Genomic DNA, 14,958 nt, shown 5'->3' with positions numbered 1-14,958 from the left:
CCCACGCCTCGAACGCCGGAGGGGCCGAAATCGCCCTGCGGCAATCCGGCCCCTCCGAAAACGGGTCAGGCTCCCGCGACCAGTTCGACCTGGATCTCGATCTCGACCGGGGCGTCCAGCGGCAGGACCGCCACGCCGACCGCGCTGCGGGCGTGGACGCCCTTGTCGCCGAGGACGGCGCCCAGGAGCTCGCTCGCGCCGTTCAGCACGCCCGGCTGGCCCGTGAAGTCGGGGGCCGAGGCGATGAAGCCGACGACCTTCACGACACGCGCGATCTTGTCGAGGTCGCCGACGACCGACTTGACGGCGGCCAGGGCGTTCAGCGCGCACGTGGCGGCCAGCTCCTTGGCCTGCTCCGCCGAGACCTCCGCGCCGACCTTGCCGGTGACCGGCAGGTTGCCCTTCACCATCGGGAGCTGGCCCGCGGTGTAGACGTACGCGCCGGAGCGCACGGCCGGCTGGTACGTGGCCAGCGGCGGGACGACCTCGGGCAGGGTCAGGCCGAGCTCGGCCAGCTTCGCGTCGACAACGCCGCTCATGCCTTCTCCCGCTTCAGGTAGGCCACGAGCTGCTCGGGGTTGTTCGGGCCGGGCACGACCTGGACGAGCTCCCAGCCGTCCTCGCCCCAGGTGTCCAGGATCTGCTTGGTGGCGTGAACCAGCAGCGGGACCGTCGCATATTCGAACTTCTTGGTCATGGGAGCGAGGGTAGTGCCTGCGGTGCCGCGCCTCCCCCAGGGCCGGGTCCGGGGGAGGCTCATGCGTGTTCCGGGAGGCGAGTGGTTAGGCTCGGACGCTGTGAGCAGGCTCCAGGTGGTCAGCGGCAAGGGCGGCACCGGCAAGACCACGGTCGCCGCGGCACTCGCGCTTGCCCTCGCACGCGAGGGCAAGCGGACTCTTCTGGTGGAGGTCGAGGGCAGGCAGGGGCTCGCGCAGCTCTTCGGTGCCGAGGCGCTCCCGTACGAGGAACGGAAGATCGCCGTCGCGCCCGGCGGGGGCGAGGTCTTCGCGCTCGCCATCGACGCCGAACGGGCGCTTCTGGACTACCTCCAGATGTTCTACAAACTCGGCTCGGCCGGCCGCGCGCTGAAGAAGCTCGGCGCCATCGACTTCGCCACGACCATCGCCCCCGGACTGCGCGACGTCCTGCTGACCGGCAAGGCGTGCGAGGCGGTGCGGCGCAAGGACAAGGCCGGCCGGTACGTCTACGACCACGTGATCATGGACGCGCCGCCGACCGGGCGGATCACCCGGTTCCTGAACGTGAACGACGAGGTGGCGGGCCTGGCCCGGTTCGGGCCGATCCACAACCAGGCGCAGGCCGTCATGAAGGTGCTCAAGTCCCCCGAGACGGCCGTCCACCTGGTCACCCTCCTGGAGGAGATGCCCGTCCAGGAGACCGCCGACGGCATCGAGGAACTGCGGCAGGCCGGGCTGCCCGTCGGCCGCGTCGTCGTCAACATGGTGCGGCCGCATCACCTGGACGAGGACACCCTGCGCACCGCGGCCGGCGACCACCGCGCCGAGGTGGCCAGGGCGCTGTCCCGGGCGGGCCTCGGCGGCGCGCGCCGCGGCGGGCTGGCCGAGCGGCTGGTGGACCCGCTGCTCACGCAGGCCGCCGAGCACGCGAGCCGGGTGGAGCTGGAGCGCGCGCAGCGCACCGTACTGACGGACCTGGACCTGCCGACGTACGAACTCCCCCTGCTCGGCGCGGGGGTGGATCTGGCCGGGTTGTACGAGCTGGCCAAGGAACTGCGGAAGCAGACGGTGGCCGAATGAGCGAGGGGGTGGACACCGTGGGGCTGGACACTCCGCCGCGGCTGGCGGTCGACCGGCTGCTGGACGACCCGGAGACCCGGATCGTCGTGTGCTGCGGGGCGGGCGGGGTCGGCAAGACCACCACGGCCGCGGCGCTCGGCGTACGGGCGGCCGGGCGCGGGCGGAAGGCGGTCGTGCTCACCATCGACCCCGCGCGCCGGCTCGCGCAGTCGATGGGGATCGACTCGCTGGACAACACCCCGCGCAAGGTGGCGGGCGTGGGCGCCGACGGCGGCGAACTGCACGCGATGATGCTGGACATGAAGCGGACCTTCGACGAGATCGTCGAGGCGCACGCGGACGGCGAGCGGGCCCGGGCCATCCTCGCCAACCCCTTCTACCAGTCCCTGTCGGCCGGCTTCGCGGGCACGCAGGAGTACATGGCGATGGAGAAGCTGGGCCAACTGCGGGCCCGGGACGACTGGGACCTGATCATCGTCGACACCCCGCCGAGCCGGTCCGCGCTGGACTTCCTGGACGCGCCCAAGCGCCTCGGGTCCTTCCTGGACGGGAAGTTCATCCGGGTGCTGATGGCCCCGGCGAAGGTGGGCGGCCGGGCGGGGATGAAGTTCCTCAATGTCGGCATGTCGATGATGACCGGCACCCTCAGCAAGCTGATGGGGGCCTCGCTGCTGAAGGACGTGCAGACCTTCGTGGCCGCGATGGACACGATGTTCGGCGGCTTCCGCACGCGCGCCGACGCGACCTTCCGGCTGCTCCAGGCGCCCGGTACGGCCTTCCTCGTGGTCGCGGCGCCCGAACCGGACGCCCTGCGCGAGGCGGCGTACTTCGTGGAGCGGCTGGCCGCGGAGAGCATGCCGTTGGCCGGGCTGGTGCTGAACCGGGTGCACGGCAGCGGCGCCGACCAGCTGTCCGCCGAACGGGCGTTGGCCGCCGCAGAGAATCTTGAAGAAGGCGGCATTGTCGATCAGGAGTCCGGGAAAGCTGGACTTCGTGACACGGCCGCGGGACCGACCGAGGCGGCCGGGACCACACGGACGACGACCCCACGGACGGCGTCCACACCAACGGCAACCGCACCGACGGCAGACACGGCACAGACCGCGAACCCTCCCGAGACAGGCTCCCCCGGCACCGAAGGCGATACCGCGGTCGTCGACCGGATCACGGCAGGACTGCTGCGCCTGCATGCCGAACGGATGCAGGTGATCGCGCGTGAACAGCGCACACGCGATCGCTTCACCTCACTGCACCCCGAGGTGGCGGTGGCCGAAGTGGCCGCCCTGCCCGGCGATGTGCACGACCTCGCCGGGCTTCGGGCCATCGGAGAGCGACTCGCGGCCGGGGTTCCGGCCGGAGCGTAGGCGTTCGTACGTCGTGGCGTGCGCGGGGGTCTACCCGACTGCCGCGTATGTCTCGTACGGAACGTCGATCTCCGCGTCTGCATCCATGGTGAGGATGCCCGTGCTGCGCTCGTACTCCGTACGGGCGGTTTCGAGCAGCCGTCGCCACGAGGTGACGGTGGGACGCCGGCGCAGCAGCGCACGTCGTTCCCGCTCGGTCATTCCGCCCCACACGCCGAACTCGACGCGATTGTCGAGCGCATCGGCCAGGCATTCGGTCCGCACCGGACATCCGGTGCACACCGCCTTGGCCCTGTTCTGTGCCGCTCCTTGAACGAACAGTTCATCCGGATCGGTAGTGCGGCAGGCTGCCTGCGCACTCCAGTCGGTAACCCAGCCCATCCCGGCGCCGTCCTCTCCCGAATCGAGGCTCCCCCACGGCGGTAGCGGCATATTCACCGCTGCCAGTTGAGGACGTTACGGAAGGCGAGCACAGTGCAACACCCCCGACGGGCCCAATCTTGAATGGTCCGAACGGACTATGGGTAAGCGGCAGATCACCCGACGGAGTGATCCGACGACATGCCCGACCATTCCGGCAATTCGGGTGGAATCGGCGGATGAGCTTCAGCTGAGGGGCGGGATTCGGACATGCGTCCACCCCATTCGGGAAGGGTGAAAATCAAGCCGAGGGGTTGATGTCGCACCGCACTGCTGTGACAGTTGGGGACAGCTTAGGCCAAGGCATTCGCGTGTGTCCGGCGAATGAGAACGTAGGCTGCCCTCTATGGGAAAGAAGCGCTCGGGCGGCGGGCTCACGGGGAGCCAGCAGGCCGCCAAGTTCCTCGGGGTGTCCGTTCTCTCCGGAGTTGTGCTGGCCGGCATGGCGATTCCGGCTGCAGGCGCCCTGGGGCTGGCGGCCAAGGGCACGGTCGAGGGATTCGATGAGATCCCGGCCAATCTCAAGACTCCGCCGCTGAGCCAGCGGACCACGATTCTGGACGCCGAGGGTGGCTTGATCGCCACCGTCTATTCACGCGACCGTCAAGTGGTCCCGCTCACGGCGATCTCCCCGTACATGCAGAAGGCGATCGTCGCGATCGAGGACTCCCGTTTCTACGAACACGGGGCCGTCGACCTCAAGGGCATCCTGCGCGCGGTCAACCGCAACGCGCAGGAGGGCGGCGCCGCGCAGGGCGCCTCCACGCTCACCCAGCAGTACGTGAAGAACGTGTTCGTCGAAGAGGCCGGCGACGACGAGACCAAGGTGCGCGAGGCCCAGGAGAAGAGCCTCGGCCGCAAGATCCGCGAGCTGAAGTACGCGATCCAGGTCGAGGAGGAACTCGGGAAGAAGAAGATCCTCGAGAACTACCTCAACATCACGTACTTCGGCCAGCAGGCGTACGGAATCGAATCCGCGGCCCAGCGCTACTTCAGCAAGCCGGCCAAGGACCTGACCCTGGAGGAGTCCGCGCTGCTCGCGGGCGTCGTGCAGTCGCCGAGCCGGTACGACCCGGTGAACGACACCCAGGAGGCGACCAAGCGCCGCAACATCGTCCTGCAGCGGATGGCCGACACCAAGGACGTCTCGCAGGCGGAGGCGGACGCGGCGAAGGCGAAGCCGGTCACCCTGAAGGTGACCAGGCCGAAGAACGGCTGCATCACCGCGGTCAAGGGCGCGGGCTTCTTCTGCGACTACGTGCGCAACACCTTCCTGACCGACGCCGTCTTCGGCAAGACGCGCGAGGAGCGCGCGAAGGTCTGGAACCAGGGCGGCCTGACCGTGCGCACGACCCTGGACCCGCAGTCGCAGGACTCGGCCAACGAGTCGATCAAGGACCACGTCTACCAGGAGGACTCGATCGCCACGGCGGTCACCATGGTCCAGCCGGGCACCGGCCGGGTGCTGGCGATGGGTCAGTCCAAGCCGTACGGCTTCGGGAAGAACGAGACGCAGATCAACTACTCCGTGGACAAGCGGATGGGCGGCTCGAACTTCGGCTTCCAGGTCGGCTCGACCTTCAAGCCGTTCATCGCGGCCGCCGCGCTGGAGCGGGGCCTGCCGCCGACGAAGGTGTACCAGGCGCCGAACAAGATGGACTACCCGAGCGGGATCCCCCGCTGCGACGGGTCCCAGTACGTCAACGTCAACAAGGAGTCGGCGGAGAACGAGACCGAGGACGAGATCGGCCCCTACGCGCTGCGGACGGCGATGGAGAAGTCGATCAACACCTACTTCGTCGACATGATCGCCGAGATCGGGCTGTGCCCGGTGTCGGAGATGGCGGCGAAGCTCGGTGTGGTCCCGGCGAGCGGGGCGAAGCTGGCGGACGGCCCCGCCATCGCGCTCGGCTCGGAGGAGATGTCCCCGCTGACGATGGCCAACGCGTACGCGACCTTCGCCAACCGCGGCGTCTACTGCACCCCCGTCGCCATCGAGTCGATCACCGACGCGCACAACAAGGCCCTCTCGGTGCCGAAGAGCAAGTGCGACCGGGCGATGTCGGAGTCGACCGCCGACACCATCAACACCCTGCTGGGCGGAGTGATCGACTCCGGCACCGGTGAGCGGGCCGGTCTGACCGACCGCGACAGCGCGGGCAAGACGGGTACGACGGACAACCGCTACAACGCCTGGTTCGTGGGCTACACCCCGAACATCTCCGGCGCGGTGTGGGTCGGCTCCGGCGGGGCGAAGAAGATCACGATGGAGAACATCGTGATCGGTGGCAAGCCCTACCTGAAGGTCTTCGGCGGCGGTCTGCCCGGCCCGATCTGGAAGGACGCCGTCACGGGCGCGCTGGACGGCCGCGAGGCCCTGCGCTTCGTCACGGTCAGCATCCCGGAATCGAACGTTCCGTCCGGTGGCTCCCGCGGCAACAAGCCGCCCACCACCAACCCGAGCAGGCCCGGCAAGCCGGGCGGCGACGGAAAGCCCGGCGGGCGGCCCGGCGGTCAGACCGCCGGAGCCACCGGGGGCGCCACGGGCGGGGCCACGGGCGGCGAGCCGCAGCAGCCCCCGTTCCCCGGGATCACGATCGACCCGGGCGCCGTGATCGGCGGCCGCGACGACCAGTAGCGGTCGGCGCGCCACATGAGGGAGGGCCCCAGCCGGTTCCGGCTGGGGCCCTCCCTCATTCCGCTTCCCTGCGCTAGCGCTACGAGAGCTGCTGCTTGACGACGGCGGCGACGCGCCCGCCCTCCGCCAGCCCGGCGACCTTCGGGTTCACGATCTTCATGACGGCGCCCATGGCCCGCGGCCCCTCGGCACCCGCGGCCTTGGCCTCCTCGACGGCCTGCGCCACGATCGCGACGAGCTCGTCGTCGGTGAGCTGCTTGGGCAGGTACGTGTCGAGGAACTCGCCCTCCGCGGTCTCCCGCGCGGCCTGCTCGGCACGGCCGCCCTGGGCGAAGGCCTCCGCCGCCTCGCGGCGCTTCTTCGCCTCCTTGGCGATCACCTTGAGGACTTCCTCGTCGGAGAGCACACGTGCCTCCTTGCCGGCGACCTCCTCCTTGGTGATGGCGGAGAGGGTCAGGCGCAGCGTGGACGAGTGCAGCTCGTCACGCGCCTTGATGGCGGTCGTGAGGTCTTCCTGGAGCTTGGCCTTGAGCGTGGTCATGGATGTGAGTCTGCCAGGTACGGGGGCAGTGGCGCTCACCGGTTTTCCGGGTCTGCGACGATGGGTCCATGCGTGCGCGTTACGGAGTACCCCTGAAAGCGGCTGCCGGAATCGCTGCGGTGGGGGCCGCGGGTGTGGCCTATGCCGCCGGTTTCGAGGCGAGGTCCTTCCGCCTGCGCCGGGTCACGGTCCCGGTCCTTCCCCGGGGGATGCGCCCGCTGCGCGTACTCCAGGTGTCCGACATCCACATGGTGGGCGGGCAGCGCAAGAAGCGCGCCTGGCTGCAGTCCCTCGCGGGCCTGCGCCCCGACTTCGTCGTCAACACCGGCGACAACCTCTCCGACACCGAGGGCATCCCCGAGGTGCTCGACGCGCTGGGCCCCCTGATGTCCTTCCCCGGCGTGTACGTCTTCGGGTCGAACGACTACTACGGGCCGAGGCTGCGCAACCCCGGGCGCTACCTGCTGGAGAAGGCCCAGGGCCGGCACGGGCTGAACGGCAACAAGCCGGTCGTCGGCGCCGTCCACAACCCGTGGGAGGAGATGCGGGACGCCTTCGACGCGGCGGGCTGGCTGAACCTCACCAACACCAGGGGGCGGCTGAAGCTGGAAGGCCTGGAGCTGGCCTTCACCGGGCTCGACGACCCGCACATCAAGCGGGACCGCTACGAGATGGTCGCCGGCGGCCCGGAGAAGGACGCGGACTTCTCGATGGCCGTGGTGCACGCCCCGTACCTGCGCGTGCTGGAGTCCTTCACCGCCGACCGGTACCCGCTGATCCTCGCCGGCCACACCCACGGCGGGCAGCTGTGCATCCCCTTCTACGGGGCGCTCGTCACCAACTGCGACCTCGACACCAAGCGGGTGAAGGGCCTGTCCACGCACGAGGCGGCGGGGCAGCAGGCGTACCTGCACGTCTCGGCCGGCTGCGGCACCAACCGCTTCACCCCGGTCCGCTTCGCGTGCCCGCCGGAGGCGACGCTCCTGACGCTGACCCCGCAGGCCTAGCGCCCGCGGCACCGCCCCGCGAAAACCGGATTTCGTCTCCGGCGTGAGGTCCGCTAAAGTAATCGATGTCGCCAGGACAGCAAGTGCTGCAAGGCGGCGATCGGGGTGTAGCGCAGCTTGGCAGCGCGCTTCGTTCGGGACGAAGAGGTCGTGGGTTCAAATCCCGCCACCCCGACTTCGTAAGACCAGGTCAGGGGCCTGATCCGCATCGCGGATCAGGCCCCTGTTTGGCGTTTGCACTTGTCTTGGGAGCCAACGGGGAGCCGACCTCCGGATCGGGCCCCCACGGGGAGCCGGTCAGGCAGCGGCGCCGCCTTCCGGGGCAGTCGTGCGCGCACTCCGGTCGTCGAGGACGATCAACGCGGGGCCGTTCTCCTTCTCGGCCAGATGCGTCACGCGGTCGACCGCGAGAGCCGTCCTGCGGTAGACGGCTGCGGCGAGCGCCCACGTGGCCAGGTCCTGGCCGCCATCACCGGGCGACGTTGCGCCGCCCTCGTGTTCCCGGGTCACCTTCCACATCGTGGTGAGCACGGCGAGCAGGGACCTTCCCGAGAGGGATGCCTCGACCCGGCCGCCATCCGCGTCGTCGATCCGCTCGGGGAGCCGGAAGTGGGTGTGCCCGCTGGTGTGCTCTGCGATGAAGTCCCACGTCTCCCGGTGGCAGATCAGCGTCGCGGAGGCGATCGCAGCAGCCGACAGGAGGCACTGCAGGTGGGCGCGCTGGTCATCCTGGTCGGCCTGAGCAGGGTCCTGGACCGGCTCCGCGACGGGCGTCAGGTGCGGCCCGGTTTCCAGCTCTCCTGCCGTATTCCCATGACCGTGGGCATTGCGGAGTTCTTCCAGCACGCGGGGTTCCTTCCCGTCGGATCGTTTGGTCCGCTCGGCCGGCTCTCCGAGTACCTCGGGCTCGGCTGGGTCCGGCCCAGCGGGCGGCTGCACAACGGACTCGGTGGTGGCCGGGGCGCCGGCAACCAAGGGGCTCGCCACCTGGGGCGGCAGCAACGGCACCGTCTGGATGCCCTCTTCCAGCCGTCGGCTCAGGGCCTCCAGACCGCTCCGCGCCTCCGCCAGGTCGGTGAGCATCCGTTCCTGCCGCCGCCGGAGCTCACGGTTCTCCTCACGCAGGCCCATCGTGCCTTGCGCCACTGCTTCGAGGACCTTCTGGCGTGTCTGGTCCACCGTCACGTAGAGCGCACTCAGGCCCGTAGCAGGGTCCTCAAGTGTGCGCCGTATGACGTCGAGTTGACTGAGTGCCATGTCCGTCTCGGCCCTCCGCCGCATGCAACCCCCTCTTCACTGTCGGTGATGACTCGCTCATCTCTCCCCGACGCCGTGTCAGCTAATGCGATGATTTCCAGCCGAATCACGATTCCGCTTGTGCAGGGCTGACGCGGCCGGTACCACCGAGACCATGCACCGTTGGTCGGGACGAAGAGGTCGTGGGTTCAAATCCCGCCATCCCGACAGCTGAAACACCAGCTCAGGCCCGGTACTGAGAAATCAGTGCCGGGCCTGATTTGCTATGCGGACCCGTTTGGGGAGCCTTCTCGGCTCTGATCGTCGCCGTACTGCTGCACCGACTCGCCGCGGCGGCCCGGCCGGCCGGGAAACGACGACGCGTCCGGATAGTGATCACGGTCACGTCGTACGTATCCCGGAGCTGTCCGGCGAGTAGCGAACGGCTGCCTCGCTCGTCACATGAGCCGGCACAGCTGGAGGATCGCGAAGACCAGGAGCGCTACACCGCAGGATCCCTCGAGCACGCGTACGGCCAGTGGCGGCAGCGCCCTGCGCAGTACCACGATGAGCCCCGCCGCGATCAGGCACCACAGGATCGAAGAGGCCATGAACCCGGCGAAGAAGACGCCCAGCTCCGCCACGCCGCCCGGACCCAGCACGGCGCCCACGCCGCCGGCAGCTCCCGACCAGTAGACGATGTTCCAAGGGTTTGCCAACGACATGCCCGCGCCCACGGCCATGGCCTTGCGGTCCTGTTTGCCCTGCGGCTCCGTCGTCGGAGCGGGTGCCGGCCGCGCGAGCGCGTCGCGCAGGCCCGCCACCCCCAACCAGGCCAGCAGCAAGCACCCGGCCACCGTGAGCGGAACGCGCAAGACCGGCACCGCGAACAGCGCCCCCACCCCCGCCAGGCCGAGGAGCGCCCAGACGGCGTCGCCCACCAGGGATCCGACCTGGACCGCGAAGGCGGGGCCGAACCCGCCCCGGATCCCGCGCCTCAGAGACTCGCTGAACACCGCACCCGGCGCCGCGTTGAACACCAGACCCAACCACAGGGCCACCATGAAGATCTCGATCATGCGGCCACTGTGGCGGGGAGCGGGCCGCGCGGTCTTGTCAGATGTTGATCTGGGACAGCCGACGGTAGCGACCCGGCGTGATGGCGTAGGCCGCGGCGAAGTGACGGTGGAAATGCGCCTGGTCGGCGAAGCCAAGCACATGCGCGACGTCGGCGACGGGCTCGCCCTTGCGCAGCCGTCGCCGCGCCTCGGCCAGCCGGGCGGACAGGTGCCAGGCGTAGGGCGGGGTGCCGGTGGCACGGGTGAACGTCCGGATCAGGTGCTCCCTGGACATCCCGGTCTCGGCGGCCAGCTCGGCCAGCCGGGGCGTGCCGGACAGGTCGGTGCGCAGGCGGTCCAGCACCGCGGCGATCCGGGTATCGGCGGGCTCCGGAGCCGGCGCGCGCCGCCCTGCGGCCAGGTCGAGCAGGTGCGACAGCACCAGCACCAGCCGCTCTTGGACCAGGACAGCGGATTCGTCCGGCGCAGGGCGCCCGTCGGACGTGAGCTCGCGGAAGTCTCTGGCCGCAGCGAGGAACTCGCCGCGAAGGTGCGGAGAGCGGACGACGGGCCGTTCGAAGTCGACCGGGGCATCGCCGGTCAGCGACTCCACCACCGCTGGTGGGACGTACCAACTCACGGCCCCGAAAGACGTGTCGGGCGGCACCTGGGTGGTGCAGGACTGCACCTGGCCGGGGTTGTAGACCGTGAACTCGTCCACGCTCACGTCGAACGAGACGCGATCCAGCCGGACCCGCTCCAGGCCGCAGAAGTTGACGCTGATCACGTACTCGTCGTGACTGTGCCGCGGGAACCCTCCCGACGGGGGACGCACTACCGCCAGTTGACCTCCGAACCACTCCGTGACCCGCATGCGTAGAGGCTACGGCAGACGCACCGACCCGGCCGGCCCTTCCGCCTTCCGTTCGGGACGGGGAGAGGTGATGGCCGCTGCAGGGCTCGTCCTTCTCCGGACTTGAGGGGACGTGGGTCAGCAACAAACCACAAGGGGACCAGCAGGTGGAGCACGCCATCATCTCCGGAGTCGCTCACGACGTCTCCGAAGCCAAGGTCACGGTCGTCGGGGTACCGGACAAGCCGGGCAAGGCCGCGGCCATCTTCCGTACGATCGCGGACGCCGAGGTCAACATCGACATGGTCGTGCAGAACGTGTCGGCGGCGACAGGACCTCCACGAGAGCCTGCGCCCACCTCGATGCGTACGACCTCGACCTGGTCGGACTGCACATGCACATCGGCTCGGGTGTCGACTACGCCCATCTGGAGAGCGTGTGCGAGGCCATGCTCAAGCAGGTCCGCCTGCTCGGCCGTGACATCCGTGCCATCTCCGCGGGCGGAGGCCTGAGCGTTCCGTACGATCCGGACACTGCCGAAGTGGACGTCGACCGCTACTTTCGAAGCTGGGACGAGGTACGACGGGAGCTGGAGTCCGAGCTGGGTCACCATGTTCAGTTGGAGATAGAACCCGGCCGCTACCTCGTGGCCGGTTCCGGCACCCTGGTCAGCGAAGTGCGTGCCAAGAAGCGCATGGGCCACAACCGCTTCGTCCTCGTCGATGCGGGCTTCAACGACCTCATGCGTCCCGCGCTGTACGGCAGCAGACACCGCATCTCGGTCCTGGCCCCCGACGGCTCCTGTCGCCAGGGGGACCTGACCGAGGCCGTGCTCGCAGGACCTCTCTGCGAGTCGGGTGACGTCTTCACCCAGCGAGCCGACGGCACCGTGGAGTTCGTACAGCTGCCGCCCGTGGATGTCGGCGACCTGGTCGTCTTCCACGACGTGGGTGCCTACGGAGCCAGCATGTCGTCGAACTACAACTCTCGTCCTCTGGCGGCGGAAGTACTCGTGACAGGAGACGACGTACGTCTGATCAGACGCCGTCAGACCATCCGGGAACTGGTCGAACTGGAAGAGCCGTTGGCGGGCGATCCGGAACAGGACGTGCCCTCGATGGCGTGAACCGCCCTCGTGCAGATGCCGGACCATGGCGACCAGCCTGTGGTCCCGCCGAGCGTGAGCGCTCAGGCGCTGTGGCGGAACGTCGCGTTCGCAACAGGTGAGGGCCTGATCCGCATTGCGGATCGGGTCCTTTTTGCGATGCCCTCCGTGGCGCCGGTGATCAGGGCGGTCACTTCTCCGCCTTGGGGGCCGTGGCGGGCGAGTAGAGGAAGGAGAAGCGCTCCATCACGTTCCGGCGCTGCGTGTTGTGGAAGGCGGCGATGCGCCAGGCGCCGTCGGTGTCGCGGACCAGGGTGTACGTCTGGACCTTGGACAGCTCGGCGAGGCCGGGCTTGGAGCCCGTGTAGTCGTCGCCGCGGCCGGTCAGGATGGCGGCGTCCTTCCCGAGGAAGCGCAGGTCGAGGTAGCTCGCGGCGAGCTTGCTGCCCTTGACGAAGTCCTCGAAGAGGGCGCGGTGGCCCTCGGTGATGTCGGCGCGGCCCTCGTAGTGGCTGCCGACGTAGGTGGTGTAGGTGCCGTCCTCGGTGAACTGGCGGCCGTACGCGTCCGCGTCGCCGCGGGCCCAGGCGTCGGTGAGGGCGTCGAGGGTGGCGCAGATGGCCTCGCCGTCGGCGCGGTCCGCGCCCGCCGGGATGACGTCGGCGCAGTTCTCGGTGCCGGTGCGCCGGATGCCGGAGGTGGTGTCGAGGTAGAGGTACGCGCCGACGGCGCCGAGTGCGAGCACGGCGGCGGTGGCGAGGGCGGTGCGCATGACGGTCTTCTTGTTCACGGGAGTGCCTCTCGATCGGCGGAACGGGCGGATGACGGCAGCCGCCGCGTTGACTACACTGGCGCAACAACTGCATGTATGCATTATCTGCACGTGTGCAGATAAACGGCAAGGGGAAGGGTTTCGCGATGACGGAGCAGGACGACCGGCGGGCGGTCTTCCGGGACTACATCGACGCCGTGGGGCTGCACGGGATGGCCGGCGCGGAGGCCGCGGGCCTCCAGGCGTCCGAGTGGTACGCGCTCAGCCGCATCACCCTGGCGGGCGGGCTCACCTCCGGCGAACTCGCGGCCGGGACGGGGCTCACGACCGGGGCGACGACGCGGCTGATCGACCGGCTGGAGCGCGCGGGGTACGTACGCCGCACCGCCGACCCGGCCGACCGGCGCAAGGTCGTGGTCGAGGCGGTGCCGGACGCGCTGGCAGGGGTCGAGGCGGCCGTGGGCCCGGCCCGCAAGCGGATCGGCGAGGTGCTCGCCGGGTACACCCCGGACCAACTGGACCTGCTCTTCGACTACTTCTCCCGCGCGGCCCCCGCGTTCCGCGAGGCCACGGAGGAGATCCGGGCCGCGACGCAGGAGCGCAAGGGCGGCCGGTAGGGCGAGCGCACCCGGCGGGCCCGGTCAGTAGGGGCGGGGCGCCATGGTCCGGGGGGCGGCGGCCGGGCTCTCGAAGACGCACGCGGGAACCGGGTGGGCGGTCGCGCGCACCGACACGGGCGTCGGCGGCTCCGTCGGCAGCTCGACGTGGACGGTCACGGGGTGGTCGGCGCGCGTCGTGGCGTAGCCCGTCTCCTTGCCGTCGACGAGTACCTCGACGACGGCCGTGTGGCCCGTCTGGACCGTGGCACTGACCGAGTGCCCGGCGTGGTCGATGTGGAAGTGATGGCGCCGCCTCATGAGACCGCCTCCCGCCGTGGCCCCCTCACCTCAAGCGTAGCCACGAGGGCCGGGTCCGGCCCGGGAGACGGCCTAGGGAGCCTCGGGGTCGTCGAGCGCGGGGAGTGCCGAGAGTGCCGAGAGTTCGGTGCGCACCAGGGCGAGGAAGGCCGCCGAGGGCAGGGCCTCCACGGCGCGCTGCGCGGCAAGGCCGTCGAGGTGGTCGAGGACCGCGCCGACCGTGGTGAAGGGGCCGACCGGGCGGAGCAGCCACAGGCGTCCCCGGGGGCGGGGCGGGAGGCCGAGGCCGGCGAGGGCCGCGTCGGCTTCCTGGTCGAGGTCGTGCAGGTCCGGCTCGGTGAGCGGGGCGCACTCCACGCCGGTGATGTGGCCGTGCCCGTCGAGCGAGGTGTCCACCGCCCAGTGGGTGGAGCGGTCGGGGATCCAGGTCCGGGCCGCCGTGGGCCACACGTACGGGAGGAACACCCAGCGCAGGTCCTCGGGCGCGGGCTCCCAGCCGAGCACCTCCAGCTCCCTGATCTCGGGCAGCCGGTCCGGCTCCAGTTCGCTGCGGCCGGTGCGGCGCAGTGCGAGCGGGTGCGGCGTTCCGTCCTCGTCCCACGACATGCGGGCACGCTATCCGACGCGGTGGCGGATGTGCGTGACCCGGGCCGCCCGGAAGGCGGCCCGGGCCCCGGCCGCTACGCCCCCAGGGGGTTGGCCGCGATGCGGGCTGCCGCGCCGCTCGCGACGTAGGCGGCGGCCGCGCAGTCGGGCTTGCGCTTCGCCTGGTCCTCGACCAGGGCGGTGAAGGCGGCGCCGAAGCCGGCCCGCGGGTGGGCGGCGAGCAGGTCGGCCGTGAAGGCCGCATCGAACTCGGACAGGCGCAGGCCCGAGACGTCGGCGCTCGTGCCGACCTGCAGGAGGTGGCTCTCGACGTCCTCGGCCGCCGTGACGTCGTCGCGCATGTGCAGGACGATCACCTCCTCGGCGCGGGCCCGGCGCGCCGCCGGCCAGCCCAGGCCCGCCGTCAGGACGCGCGCGACATGACCGCCGGCCTCCTCGAAGGGGAGGGTGTGGCTGTCGAAGGGCGCGGTCAGACCCAGGTCGTGCAGCAGGGCCGCGACGTAGAAGAGCTCTTCGTCGTACGCCAGGCCGTGCTGGTCCGCGTACTGCGCGCCGAAGGCGTAGGAGCGTACGGAGTGGTTCAGCAGCGCCGGGTCCGCGTACTCCGACGCGATCTGCAGGGCGGTACGGGCCGAGTTGGTGTCAAGGGTCCACGTCATGGGG

General features: G+C 70.1%; 17 protein-coding genes, 1 tRNA gene and 2 pseudogenes. 9 read left to right on the top strand and 11 right to left on the bottom strand.

The window, feature by feature from the left end; translation table 11 throughout:
* Positions 1–65: 65 nt before the first annotated feature.
* Both AB0D29_RS01780 and AB0D29_RS01775 read right to left on the bottom strand, forming a co-directional pair.
* Positions 66–539 (bottom strand): RidA family protein, encoded by a 474-nt coding sequence (locus AB0D29_RS01780; protein WP_362851668.1) that lies wholly within the window; start codon positions 537–539, stop codon positions 66–68.
* Positions 536–697: a DUF4177 domain-containing protein gene (locus AB0D29_RS01775; RefSeq protein WP_007264966.1), complete on the bottom strand. Its 162-nt coding sequence runs from the start codon at positions 695–697 to the stop codon at positions 536–538. Before AB0D29_RS01775 ends, AB0D29_RS01780 begins: the two co-directional genes overlap by 4 nt.
* A 100-nt stretch (positions 698–797) precedes the next feature.
* Here AB0D29_RS01775 and AB0D29_RS01770 point away from each other — a divergent pair, with 100 nt between their 5' ends.
* Positions 798–1,778 (top strand): ArsA-related P-loop ATPase, encoded by a 981-nt coding sequence (locus AB0D29_RS01770; protein WP_362851667.1) that lies wholly within the window; start codon positions 798–800, stop codon positions 1,776–1,778.
* Positions 1,775–3,142, top strand: a complete 1,368-nt coding sequence (locus tag AB0D29_RS01765; protein ID WP_362851666.1) for an ArsA family ATPase — start codon at positions 1,775–1,777, stop codon at positions 3,140–3,142. The genes AB0D29_RS01770 and AB0D29_RS01765 overlap by 4 nt, the downstream gene beginning before the upstream one ends.
* Before the next feature lie 30 nt (positions 3,143–3,172).
* Here the strand turns inward: AB0D29_RS01765 and AB0D29_RS01760 are convergent, their stop codons facing one another.
* Positions 3,173–3,523, bottom strand: coding sequence for a WhiB family transcriptional regulator (locus AB0D29_RS01760; protein WP_030709359.1), 351 nt, complete (start codon positions 3,521–3,523; stop codon positions 3,173–3,175).
* Positions 3,524–3,908: 385 nt separating this feature from the next.
* Here AB0D29_RS01760 and AB0D29_RS01755 point away from each other — a divergent pair, with 385 nt between their 5' ends.
* Positions 3,909–6,200, top strand: a complete 2,292-nt coding sequence (locus tag AB0D29_RS01755; protein WP_362851665.1) for a transglycosylase domain-containing protein — start codon at positions 3,909–3,911, stop codon at positions 6,198–6,200.
* A gap of 79 nt (positions 6,201–6,279) precedes the next feature.
* Here AB0D29_RS01755 and AB0D29_RS01750 read toward each other — a convergent pair whose 3' ends face one another.
* Positions 6,280–6,741 (bottom strand): GatB/YqeY domain-containing protein, encoded by a 462-nt coding sequence (locus AB0D29_RS01750; protein ID WP_319722136.1) that lies wholly within the window; start codon positions 6,739–6,741, stop codon positions 6,280–6,282.
* A 68-nt stretch (positions 6,742–6,809) separates the two neighbouring features.
* Here AB0D29_RS01750 and AB0D29_RS01745 point away from each other — a divergent pair, with 68 nt between their 5' ends.
* Both AB0D29_RS01745 and AB0D29_RS01740 read left to right on the top strand, forming a co-directional pair.
* Positions 6,810–7,748 carry a metallophosphoesterase gene (locus tag AB0D29_RS01745; RefSeq protein ID WP_362851664.1) on the top strand — a complete coding sequence of 313 codons (939 nt, stop codon included), beginning with the start codon at positions 6,810–6,812 and terminating at the stop codon, positions 7,746–7,748.
* A gap of 101 nt (positions 7,749–7,849) precedes the next feature.
* Positions 7,850–7,923 (top strand) — tRNA-Pro (locus AB0D29_RS01740).
* Positions 7,924–8,045: 122 nt separating this feature from the next.
* Here AB0D29_RS01740 and AB0D29_RS01735 read toward each other — a convergent pair.
* The 3 genes from AB0D29_RS01735 to AB0D29_RS01725 all read right to left on the bottom strand — a co-directional run bounded on the left by AB0D29_RS01735 (position 8,046) and on the right by AB0D29_RS01725 (position 10,916).
* On the bottom strand, positions 8,046–8,933 hold the full coding sequence (locus AB0D29_RS01735) for a hypothetical protein (RefSeq protein WP_362851663.1): 888 nt from the start codon (positions 8,931–8,933) through the stop codon (positions 8,046–8,048).
* Between the two features lie 509 nt (positions 8,934–9,442).
* On the bottom strand, positions 9,443–10,063 hold the full coding sequence (locus AB0D29_RS01730; RefSeq protein ID WP_362851662.1) for a LysE family transporter: 621 nt from the start codon (positions 10,061–10,063) through the stop codon (positions 9,443–9,445).
* 37 nt (positions 10,064–10,100) lie between these two features.
* The gene (locus AB0D29_RS01725; RefSeq protein ID WP_362851661.1) at positions 10,101–10,916 is read right to left on the bottom strand and encodes an AraC family transcriptional regulator; all 816 of its coding nucleotides are present in this window, start codon (positions 10,914–10,916) and stop codon (positions 10,101–10,103) included.
* A gap of 86 nt (positions 10,917–11,002) precedes the next feature.
* On the opposite strand from AB0D29_RS01725, the pseudogene AB0D29_RS01720 reads away from it, so the two are divergent.
* The 3 genes and pseudogenes from AB0D29_RS01720 to AB0D29_RS01710 all read left to right on the top strand — a co-directional run.
* A pseudogene (locus AB0D29_RS01720) lies at positions 11,003–11,224 on the top strand (ACT domain-containing protein); the annotation flags it as partial.
* Positions 11,225–11,265: 41 nt separating this feature from the next.
* Positions 11,266–11,535 (top strand): annotated as a pseudogene (locus tag AB0D29_RS01715) (diaminopimelate decarboxylase); the annotation flags it as partial.
* Between the two features lie 6 nt (positions 11,536–11,541).
* Complete coding sequence (locus AB0D29_RS01710) at positions 11,542–12,021, top strand: hypothetical protein (RefSeq protein ID WP_362851800.1); 480 nt, start codon at positions 11,542–11,544, stop codon at positions 12,019–12,021.
* Between the two features lie 169 nt (positions 12,022–12,190).
* On the opposite strand, the gene AB0D29_RS01705 is transcribed toward AB0D29_RS01710, so the two are convergent.
* A complete protein-coding gene (locus AB0D29_RS01705) occupies positions 12,191–12,790 on the bottom strand; it encodes an SgcJ/EcaC family oxidoreductase (protein WP_362851660.1) in 600 nt (199 codons plus the stop codon).
* 128 nt (positions 12,791–12,918) lie between these two features.
* Between AB0D29_RS01705 and AB0D29_RS01700 the strand changes: the two genes are divergently transcribed.
* A complete protein-coding gene (locus AB0D29_RS01700) occupies positions 12,919–13,389 on the top strand; it encodes a MarR family transcriptional regulator (protein WP_362851659.1) in 471 nt (156 codons plus the stop codon).
* Positions 13,390–13,413: 24 nt separating this feature from the next.
* Here the strand turns inward: AB0D29_RS01700 and AB0D29_RS01695 are convergent, their stop codons facing one another.
* The 3 genes from AB0D29_RS01695 to AB0D29_RS01685 form a co-directional block, all read right to left on the bottom strand.
* Positions 13,414–13,689: a hypothetical protein gene (locus AB0D29_RS01695; protein WP_362851658.1), complete on the bottom strand. Its 276-nt coding sequence runs from the start codon at positions 13,687–13,689 to the stop codon at positions 13,414–13,416.
* 72 nt (positions 13,690–13,761) lie between these two features.
* Positions 13,762–14,295, bottom strand: a complete 534-nt coding sequence (locus tag AB0D29_RS01690; RefSeq protein ID WP_362851657.1) for a DUF5956 family protein — start codon at positions 14,293–14,295, stop codon at positions 13,762–13,764.
* 74 nt (positions 14,296–14,369) lie between these two features.
* Complete coding sequence (locus tag AB0D29_RS01685) at positions 14,370–14,954, bottom strand: HD domain-containing protein (protein WP_362851656.1); 585 nt, start codon at positions 14,952–14,954, stop codon at positions 14,370–14,372.
* Between the last annotated feature and the right edge of the window lie 4 nt (positions 14,955–14,958).

This window comes from Streptomyces sp. NPDC048424, assembly GCF_040651555.1.
GTDB lineage: Bacteria > Actinomycetota > Actinomycetes > Streptomycetales > Streptomycetaceae > Streptomyces.
Note: the sequence above shows the minus strand (reverse complement) of the source record. Positions and strands in the feature narration are given on the sequence as shown.